The organism is Cytophaga sp., assembly GCF_051961495.1.
In the GTDB taxonomy this organism is placed as follows: domain Bacteria; phylum Bacteroidota; class Bacteroidia; order Cytophagales; family Cytophagaceae; genus Cytophaga.
The window spans coordinates 1-7,123 of record NZ_JBQCDF010000062.1 but is presented as its reverse complement, the minus strand read 5'-3'; the positions used below and the strand labels follow the sequence as shown (position 1 = coordinate 7,123).

Below are 7,123 nucleotides of genomic sequence, written 5' to 3'. Positions count from 1 at the left end.
AACACCCGGGAAAATATATTTACCGGCTGCGTAAATCGTTTCGTCGGCAATAGCATCGATTTTACCGATCTGCCTGATCAAACCATCTTCTATCCAGATATCTGCCTGAAAGATTTGCCCTTCATTTACTATATTTGCATTACTTATTTTAATACTGCCCATGTCTTATAACTTGATTCGGGTCAAATTTACTAAATCTAATGTATACTTCTGTGATGTATAGTATGGTTTAAAACGAACACTTCCGAACTTAAACCACAGCATGACAGCAATTTTCTAAAGATGTTCTGATTAATGGTATCTGAACCAGATTTAGCAAATTCATAATTCATCATTTATAATTCATAATTCACAAAGTCTTGAATTTCGAAGAACTTAAATTAAACAGACAACTCCTCAATGCCATTGAGGATGCTGGTTATACTGAACCAACTGAAATTCAGTGGAAAGCAATACCCCAGATTCTTGCAGGGCATGATATTATTGGTGTAGCGCAAACCGGTACAGGTAAAACGGCGGCTTATGCCTTGCCGATCCTGATGAAAATAAAATACGCGCAGGGACATAATCCAAGAGCACTTATTTTTGGCCCGACCCGCGAACTGGTGATGCAGATTGAAATTGCGCTTAAGCAACTGGCAACCTACACAGACCTGCGCATTGTAGCATTGTATGGCGGCACAGGTACGAAACTGCAAAAAGAACAACTGCAAAAAGGTGTTGATATTATTGTTGCCACTCCGGGACGTTTCCTTGATTTGTATCTTGAAGAAGAGTTTGTGCTGAAAGAAGTACGAACCATGGTACTTGATGAAGCGGATAAGATGATGGACATGGGCTTCATGCCGCAGCTGCGGAAGATGCTTGAAGTGATTCCTCGCAAAAGACAGAACCTGTTATTCTCAGCAACACTGTCAGAACGCGTTGAACGGCTAACCGAAGAATTCCTGGAGTACCCGATGAAGATCGAAGTAACTCCGCAGGCAACACCTGCTGTCCTGATCAGTCAAAAGTTGTTTCAGGTACCAAACTTTAAAACAAAAATTCATTTATTGGAATATTTGATCCGCAAAGACCCGAGCGTGACCCGCGCCATTGTTTTTGTGCGAACAAAAAAATCTGCGGATGATATTTATAAATTCATCATCAGAAAAACTACAAATACGTGCCGGATCATACATGCAAATAAAGATCAGAACAGTCGCATCAATGCCATGGATGATTTTAAGGATGGCACAATAAAAATTCTGGTTGCAACGGATGTGGCAGCACGGGGAATTGACGTACGTGAAGTAAGTCACGTAATCAATTTTGACGTCCCCATCATTTACGACGATTACATTCACCGCATAGGCCGCACGGGAAGAGCCAATAATACAGGCATTGCTATTACTTTTGCAACTGAAGCAGAACTTTATCACATTGATAAAATTGAAAAGATGATCCGCATGCAGATTCCCAGGGAAGAAATTCCTGCGGAAGTTGAGATCACTGAGACAAGTTTTGAAGAGAGCCAGGAGTTTGCACGCGAATTAGATTTCTACAAGAAAAAAGATGATCCTTCTTATAAAGGAGCATTCCATGAAAAGAAAAGAGACTTAAAAACGAGCGTAAAAAGTACGTCGTACAGGCCTGCCAAACCTGAGAAAAAAAAGGTCTCGAAGAACGACAAACCGGTGCGGGCCAAAGGACCCAAACCAATCCAACCGAGAAAACCAAAAAAATAATGTTAATCATTGTTAATAAATTTCCATCAAAGTATTGGATTTGATATTTTCATCTATTAAATTTGAGCGTCTTAAATAAATAAACGCTTTTATATTTACACAGGCAGATAAGACATCCCCTTTGAAAATATAAAATCATTTAAGATTCCATAGCTGGTTGAAAGATCCCGGAGTTTAGTTGGCCCCCCGCCACTTGCTCCGGGTTTATTTTTTTATACCGAAGGCGAAAAGCTTAAGGCTTAAGCGAAAAACGGGTTTACAATACCAACCTGTCTTCTCTTCATTTAAAACTCTTTAATACTATAACAACAGAACAAAGCGTTAAACATTCAGCTTTTATGCGTCAGGCTTTAAGCGTTTCGCTTTAAGCATCTGTTAAACATCGTCAACTAAATAAACGTATTACTACTGTTTACTGTCTACTGACCACTTATTATGATCCAAGTACCCGCTTCATTCGACATACAAGGCCACAGAGGATGCCGCGGCCTGTTACCTGAAAATACCATCGCCGCTTTCACCAAGGCTTTGCTCATGGGGGTAACCACGCTGGAGTTCGACCTGGTTATTTCGAAAGACAAACAAGTTGTGGTATCACATGATACTTTTTTTCATCATGAAATTACAACAATGATAGATGGAGCTGATGTAACGATCAATAACGAACGTTCCTTCAATCTCTATGAAATGAATTATGCAGACATCAAAGAAATAGATGTTGGCATGAAAGTACATCCCCGGTTTAAGAGCCAGTTAAAAGTACCTGCAGTAAAACCACTTTTTAAAGAACTGATTGCGACTGCTGAAAAAATCAGTTCAAAAATATATTATAATGGTGAGATCAAATCTACCATTGACGGCGACAATATTGATCACCCGAATGTCGCCTTATTCTGCGACCTGGTCGTTGCAGAAGTAAAGAAAGCTCACATAACCGACCGCTTTACACTTCAGTCGTTTGACACGCGTGTGCTTGAATACATGCATGACCGCTATCCGGAAATAAAACTTTCTTACCTGGTGGAAACGGAAGGATCACTTGCAAAACATCTGCAGGCCTTAACTTTCACACCTGCTATCTATAGTCCGGATTATAAATTGCTGAATCAAAAAGAAATTAATGCCGCGCACAAACTTGGCATGAAAGTTATTCCGTGGACAGTCAATACAAAAGAAGAGATTATCCGGCTGATTGAGCAACGGGTTGACGGTATTATTACGGATTACCCGGATTTATTTTTTTAAGCGCTCAGCCCACTCAGCTTTGAAAGTTGCTGTTGTTGCAGCCGACCATTCGAGGAAAATGCCCATTGCCTCTATAAATGCAATTGAATATGCTTCAGCCTCTTTTCTTCTGAAATAAAAATCAGCGGTACGTCGAATAATAAAATCTTCCGGTTTACAAACGAATTCATGCTTACAGGTATACTGCAGCTGCGCCTTCAACCAGGTCGGTAACTGTGTCGTTTGCAAACGGCTATCCAGGTGATCAAACTCAATCAGATAAAGATCAATATTACTGCCATACAATCGAATCAAACGCTTCGCAGTTTCAGTATCAATACCACGAGCTGTTATCTCAGTAAGTTTCTGCTGCGTAAATGCTTCCAGCCCGCCGTATTTCTGCAAATCCCCCCCACTTAAAATATGTGTTTCGGTTGTACAGTCACCGATCTGATATTCATCCTGTAATCGTTCTGCAATAATATCTGTTATACGCTGCGCCATTTTCCTGTAACCGGTGAGTTTACCGCCAGCAATACTCAATAAACCCGTTGTACTTTTGAAGATTTCATCCTTGCGCGAAATTGCTGACGGTGATTTGGATTTTGCTTCACGGATCAACGGCCGTAAGCCCGACCAATAGCTTTCAATATCCTTAACTTCCAGTTTGATTCCAGGAAAGATATGTTGTACACAATTCAGCAGATACGTTTTATCCGCTTCTGTAATACCGGGCTCTTCATTGTTGCCTGTGTAAGCCGTATCCGTTGTACCGATATAGGTTTTCCCTTCTCTCGGAATCGCGAAGACCATCCTTCCGTCGCCAACATCAAAATATGCCGCCTGCCTGACCGGAAATTTTGAATGATCAACAACAATATGAACACCTTTGGTAAGCAACAATTTATCTTTCCGGATGGAGGCATCCTTTGCATCCAGCGCATCTACCCAGGGACCGGCAGCATTGATCACTTCCATTCCCTTAAATACATATTCTTTACCTGTAAAGGTGTCCTGCACTTTCACGCCGATGATCTCACCAGCCTCATAAAGCAGATCAATCACTTTTGTATACGTCAGCATGACCGCTCCTTCTGCCTGAGCCGTTTTGGCCACGGCCATAGTCAAGCGGGCGTCATCGGTACGATACTCAAAATAATGTATACCGCCTGTCACACGTGCGCCAGCAAGCAATGGTTCATACGCCATTGTCGCAGCTTTATTTAATACCTGTCTTCTTTCTTTTTTCCTGACACCTGCTAAAAAATCATAGATCAATGTTCCAATGGAAGCCATCCACTTCGGCATGGAGCCGCCTTTGATAATCGGCAGCAGCATCGGTTCTGGAATGGTTATGTGCGGAGCTAAATGATGTACCACGGCGCGTTCTCTACCGGTCTCTTTTACCAGCCCGAATTCAAACTGTTTCAAATAACGCAAGCCGCCATGGATCAGTTTGGTAGAGCGGGACGACGTGCCTGCTGCAATATCCTGCATTTCAACCAGCAAAGTTGGGATGCCGCGGGACTGTGCATCCAGAGCAATGCCACAGCCCGTAATACCGCCGCCAATAACAATTAAGCCATGCTCAATAGTTGCCGCGTGCTCCAGTAAGGTTTGTCGTTGTTGATAGTAGTTCAAATTAATACCTGTTAAATTTCAAAAGGGAATAAATGCGTTGATTCTACAGACAGCATAAAAGCAGACCGCGATAACCCATTTACATGCGGCCAGTAACTGACCACTGTTTACTATATATTGTTTACTGTCTACTGACCACTAACTTACATACGGAGTTGTAAAGCCCAAAGTTCTGAAACACCTTTCGGTGAAACTTATTGTCCAGCCGGTTTCGGCGCTTCTCCACTTTCTGTAACTGTAGCTTTAAGCTTTATGGTAACGATCGGTGAAACAGGATCATTCGAAAAAATACTGATGATTTTATTTTCCACGCCCATACGGTCATGTGTATCGAAAACAATTTTTACAATGGTCGAAGCTCCGGGTTTTAATTCTTTTTTATCAGCAAACGCTTCCACACATGAACAGGAAGTACGAATAGAGCGCAGATCCAATGCCTGCGTACCAACATTGGCTACTGTTATATCCACTACTGTTTTATCATCTGTTTTAACGATTCCTAAATCAATATCCAACCTACTAACCTGTATCCTGGCCTGTGAAGGAGCAACACCTGAGGCCACTTCTTCTTTGACAAATGCTGTAATCACAAAGGGTATTGTAATCGTTTCACTTCCTGATAACAGAATCAATTCAATTTGTTGCGCAAAATTTCCCAGATCAGGAACAACCTTAGGATTGAATTGTAACTTGATCACACCCCGCTGTTTTGCTTCGATCTTAACCGGAAGCAAAGAAGCTTTTATGTAAGGTGGCAATTTCATTTTATCAGCAGCCAGGATAATAGCCTGCTTGCCGCTGTTATACACAGGAATTTCTGCCTGTAAAGGTTCTTTGGTTGATACTGTACCAAAGTTTTTATAGTTCTTCTGAATATAGACAGTACTGTATTTGAAAGACGATGTTCTGTCCCACTCCGGCAACGGCTGTGGCGATGGCGTTACATAACCGGACACATACAAACGGATCGGTTCTTTGGATGCATTGCCTTTAACCGTAACCACATGTTTGAATACGCCGGGATGATTGATCAGATCCACATACAAAACAATTTCACTTTTCTCGCCGGCATGTATAGTATCGGTCGGGTAATCCGGTGTCACGCAATTACAGGAGGGTTCAATATCTTCAACAACAAAATACTCCGGACCAAGATTGACAAACGTAAATACATGCGCCAGCATTCCCTGAGATTCATTCACCGGACCAAAATTGAATGAAGTATCAGAAAATTCCAGGTGACCAATCTCCTTATGATTCTGAGCCTGGCTGGTAAACATATAAAACACACTTAAAAGCAGCGTGGTAACGGTTATGATAAATCTCATGCGGCAATAGTTATTGTATTCAAATATAGCATTCCGGCATGGGCTTTCCAAAGAAGTACAGAGTACTCAGTACGGAGTATAGAGTATTACAGAAGAATGCATTTAGCAAACCAAGTGTCTTTTAAAACTTTGTACGCTGTACGCTGTACTCTGTACTCAAAAAATGATACCTTTACACATTAACCCAATACTCCATGTCCAGAATATTAACAGGCATACAAAGCAGCGGCAGACCGCATTTAGGAAATTTATTAGGTGCCATTCTTCCCGCTATTGAATTATCAAACACACCCGGCAATGAATCCTTATTTTTCATTGCAGATTTACACACACTTACTTCCCTGAAAGACGGTGCTGTGCGCAAGGCTAATACCCATGCGGTCGCGGCAGCCTGGCTGGCTTTTGGTTTCGATACAGATAAACATATCTTTTACAAACAATCTGACATCCCGCAGGTATGTGAGCTTACCTGGATATTGAATTGTTTCACTCCATACCCGATGCTGGCGAATGCGCATTCCTTCAAAGACAAGTCAAGCAAACTGTCTGATGTAAATGCCGGATTGTTTGTTTACCCTGTTTTAATGGCTGCAGATATATTGATGTATAATGCAGACATTGTGCCGGTTGGTAAAGATCAGATCCAGCATCTGGAAATCACGCGGGATATTGCCTCAGCTTTTAATAATCAGTACGGAGAAACGTTTGTGCTGCCGAAAGTAAAAGTGGATGATCAGGTAATGACAATACCTGGCATCGACGGACAAAAAATGAGTAAGTCGTACAACAACTACATCGACATTTTTCTTCCGGAAAAAGAATTACTGAAAGTAGTAAAATCCATTGTTACCGATAGCAAAGGACTGGAAGAACCAAAAGACCCTGATACCTGCAACGTCTATAAAATATATTCACTGGTTGCGGATAAAGATCAGATTGCGGATATACGTGCGAAATATCAGGCCGGAGGCTTTGGTTATGGCCATGCCAAACAGGCTTTGTTTGAAGTACTCTGGAATAAATATGCCCAGCAGCGTGAATTGTTCAATTACTATATGAACAACACCCACGAGATTGATGCGAAGTTGAAAGCCGGTGCTGAAAAAGCCTGGGCGATCGGTGGTGAGGTATTAAAAAACGTACGTGAGAAGGTAGGGTATTGATCAAATATTTACCCGAAAAGCGAAAGAATAATCAGTTGAA

The 7,123-nt window shown here is 41.6% G+C and carries 5 protein-coding genes; 3 read left to right on the top strand and 2 right to left on the bottom strand.

The features are described 5' to 3' along the window. Window positions 1-359: 359 nt before the first annotated feature. Both ACTHJT_RS02995 and ACTHJT_RS02990 read left to right on the top strand, forming a co-directional pair. A complete protein-coding gene (locus ACTHJT_RS02995) occupies window positions 360-1,727 on the top strand; it encodes a DEAD/DEAH box helicase (protein WP_440236267.1) in 1,368 nt (455 codons plus the stop codon). Between the two features lie 435 nt (window positions 1,728-2,162). Continuing rightward, window positions 2,163-2,972, top strand: a complete 810-nt coding sequence (locus tag ACTHJT_RS02990) for a glycerophosphodiester phosphodiesterase (protein ID WP_440236265.1) — start codon at window positions 2,163-2,165, stop codon at window positions 2,970-2,972. On the opposite strand, the gene ACTHJT_RS02985 is transcribed toward ACTHJT_RS02990, so the two are convergent. After that, the gene (locus tag ACTHJT_RS02985; RefSeq protein WP_440236264.1) at window positions 2,961-4,592 is read right to left on the bottom strand and encodes a glycerol-3-phosphate dehydrogenase/oxidase; all 1,632 of its coding nucleotides are present in this window, start codon (window positions 4,590-4,592) and stop codon (window positions 2,961-2,963) included. The two genes, ACTHJT_RS02990 and ACTHJT_RS02985, sit on opposite strands and share 12 nt — an antisense overlap. 194 nt (window positions 4,593-4,786) lie before the next feature. Then, window positions 4,787-5,920, bottom strand: coding sequence for a DUF1573 domain-containing protein (locus ACTHJT_RS02980; protein ID WP_440236262.1), 1,134 nt, complete (start codon window positions 5,918-5,920; stop codon window positions 4,787-4,789). 194 nt (window positions 5,921-6,114) lie between these two features. Here ACTHJT_RS02980 and trpS point away from each other — a divergent pair, with 194 nt between their 5' ends. Beyond that, the gene (gene trpS / locus ACTHJT_RS02975; RefSeq protein ID WP_440236260.1) at window positions 6,115-7,083 is read left to right on the top strand and encodes a tryptophan--tRNA ligase; all 969 of its coding nucleotides are present in this window, start codon (window positions 6,115-6,117) and stop codon (window positions 7,081-7,083) included. Window positions 7,084-7,123 lie beyond the last annotated feature (40 nt).